General features: G+C 73.5%; 4 protein-coding genes. 2 read left to right on the top strand and 2 right to left on the bottom strand.

Features of this window, described 5'->3' with window-relative positions:
- Positions 1 to 615: FMN-binding protein (locus ACTWQJ_RS50220; protein ID WP_443313020.1), on the top strand; the 615-nt coding region annotated here is incomplete at its 5' end.
- Complete coding sequence (locus ACTWQJ_RS50215; protein WP_443313019.1) at positions 608 to 1,408, top strand: FAD:protein FMN transferase; 801 nt, start codon at positions 608 to 610, stop codon at positions 1,406 to 1,408. The genes ACTWQJ_RS50220 and ACTWQJ_RS50215, both read left to right, overlap by 8 nt.
- 12 nt (positions 1,409 to 1,420) lie before the next feature.
- On the opposite strand, the gene ACTWQJ_RS50210 is transcribed toward ACTWQJ_RS50215, so the two are convergent.
- A complete protein-coding gene (locus ACTWQJ_RS50210) occupies positions 1,421 to 1,957 on the bottom strand; it encodes an arginine repressor (RefSeq protein ID WP_129796900.1) in 537 nt (178 codons plus the stop codon).
- A gap of 7 nt (positions 1,958 to 1,964) precedes the next feature.
- Positions 1,965 to 2,412: aminotransferase class III-fold pyridoxal phosphate-dependent enzyme (locus ACTWQJ_RS50205; protein WP_443313018.1), on the bottom strand; the 448-nt coding region annotated here is incomplete at its 5' end.

The raw sequence follows: 2,412 nt of genomic DNA, 5'->3' as shown, positions 1-2,412 counted from the left end.
TCACCCCAGGGCGGCGCCCAGGCCGCCGGCAGCGGCACGGTCACCGGCGAGGTCGCCCAGACCCAGTACGGCCCGGTGCAGGTACGGCTGACCGTGAGCAACGGGAAGATCACCCAGGCCGAGGCGGTGCAGGCACCCAGCGGCGGCCGCAGCACCCAGATCACCGCCGACGCCGTACCCCAGCTCAACCAGGCCACCGTCACCGCCGGCAGCGCCGACATCGACGCCGTGTCCGGGGCCACCTACACCAGCACCGGCTACAAGCAGTCCCTGCAGTCCGCCCTGGACCAGATCCAGGCCGGGGGCGGCGGCGCCGCGGACCAGGGCTCGGGCAGCGCCCAGGCCCGGACCGTCACCGGCGAGGTCGCCCAGACCCAGTACGGGCCGGTCCAGGTCCGTGTCACCGTCAGCGGCGGGAAGGTCACCCAGGCCGAGGCGGTGCAGGCACCCAGCGGCGGCCGCAGCAGCCAGATCACCGCCGATGCCGTGCCTCAGCTCAACCAGGCGGCCGTGGCAGCAGGCAGCGCCGACATCGACGCCGTGTCCGGGGCCACCTACACCAGCACCGGCTACAAGCAGTCCCTGCAGTCGGCCCTGGACCAGGCCGGTGGCTGAGCCGGTGACCGAACCCGCACAGGCTCCCGCCGCGGTACGCCGGGCGGAGGAGGCGATGGGGACCGTCTTCTCCTTCGACGTCCGCGGCGGGGATCCCCGCACGGTCCAGGCGGTCCTCGACGAGGCGATCGCCGGACTCCATCGGGTCGACGAGGTGTTCAGCACCTACCGCGAGGACAGTCAGGTCTCACGGCTGGCCCGCGGCGAGGTGACCGTCGAGGAGTGCGATCCCGACGTCGCCCTGGTGCTGGAGCTCGGTGCCGAGGCGGAGCGGATCAGCGAGGGCTGGTTCAGCATGTCGTACGAGGGACGGCTCGATCCGACCGGGATCGTCAAGGGCTGGGCCGTCGAGCGGGCGGCCCGGCGGCTGGCGGCGGCCGGGGTGAGCGGGGTGAGCGTCAACGGCGGCGGTGACGTTCAGCTGCTCGGCGCACCCGGCCCGCAGCGGCCCTGGCGGGTCGGCGTGTCGGATCCGCTGCGGCCGGGCGGGCTGGCGGCGGTGATCTCCGCCGCCGGACTGGACGAGCTCGCCGTGGCCACGTCCGGCACCGCCGAACGCGGCGCCCACATCGTCGACCCGCGCACCGGGAAGTCCGCGGTGACGGACCTTGTCGCCGTGACCGTGGTGGCGCCCCGGCTGACCTGGGCGGACTGCTGGGCCACGGCGGCCTTCGCGATGGACTCGCGGGAGGGGCTGGCGTGGCTGGAGTCGCTGCCGGACGTGGAGGCGCTGCTGATCACGGCGGGCGACGAGGTGCGCTGCACGGGAGGGCTGGCCGCCCGGCTGGGGTGAACCGGCGGGGCGTCAGTGGCCGTTCTGGGCCAGCCGCAGCAGGTGCTCGGCGAGTGCCTGCCCGCCGTCCGGCTGCCGGCTGATCAGCAGCAGGGTGTCGTCACCGGCGATCGTGCCCAGGATGTCGTGCAGTTCGGCCTGGTCGATGGCCGAGGCCAGGAACTGCGCGGCTCCGGGCGGGGTGCGCAGGACCACGAGGTTGGCGGAGGCCTCCGCGGAGATCAGCAGCTCCTGCGACAGCCGCCGCATCCGCTCCTCCTTCGCCGACTCCCCCAGCGGCGCCCGCGGGGTACGGAAACCGCCCTCGCTGGGCACCGCGTAGATGAGGTCGCCGTCGGTGTTGCGGATCTTCACCGCGTTCAGCTCGTCCAGGTCCCGGGAGAGCGTCGCCTGGGTGACGGTCAGCCCGTCGTCGGCGAGAAGCTTCGCCAACTGGCTCTGGGAGCGCACCGGTTGCCGGTTGAGGATGTCCACGATCCGGCGGTGGCGTGCGGTGCGGGTCTGCGGCACGGCAGGCCCTGCGTGCCCGTGGTCCTGCGCGTGACTCATCGTCGTCTCATTCTCCGGCTCGTCCGTCCCCGTGGCTTGCGTCGAGGATGCCGGGCAACGCCTGGAGAAGCGCCGCCACTTCGTCGTCGCCGAGGTTCAGCGGCGGCATGAGCCGTACGACATCGGGGGCGGGCGCGTTGACCAGGAATCCGGCGTCCTGAGCCGCCTGCTGCACCTGCGGCGCGAGCGGCTTGGTGAGCACCATACCCAGGAGCAGGCCCGCGCCCCGGACATGGCCGACCAGCGGATGGCCCAGGGACTCGATTCCGTCCCGCAGTTTCTCGCTCTGCCGCTTGACATTCTCCAGCAGGCCCTCGTTCGCGATGGCGTCGAGGACGGCGAGCCCGGCGGCGCAGGCGACCGGGTTGCCGCCGAAGGTCGTGCCGTGGTGACCGGGCCGGAGCAGCTCGGCGGCCCGGCCGAAGGCGACGGTGGCGCCGAGCGGCAGCCCCCCG

The organism is Streptomyces sp. KR55 (assembly GCF_052245645.1).
GTDB lineage: Bacteria > Actinomycetota > Actinomycetes > Streptomycetales > Streptomycetaceae > Streptomyces > Streptomyces flavusporus.
This window is presented reverse-complemented; position numbering and strand designations above follow the sequence as displayed.

Bases quoted from the DNA above. Each gene is read 5' to 3' on its own strand.
- ACTWQJ_RS50210 (WP_129796900.1), bottom strand. From the start codon at position 1,957: ATGAGTCACGCGCAGGACCACGGGCACGCAGGGCCTGCCGTGCCGCAG.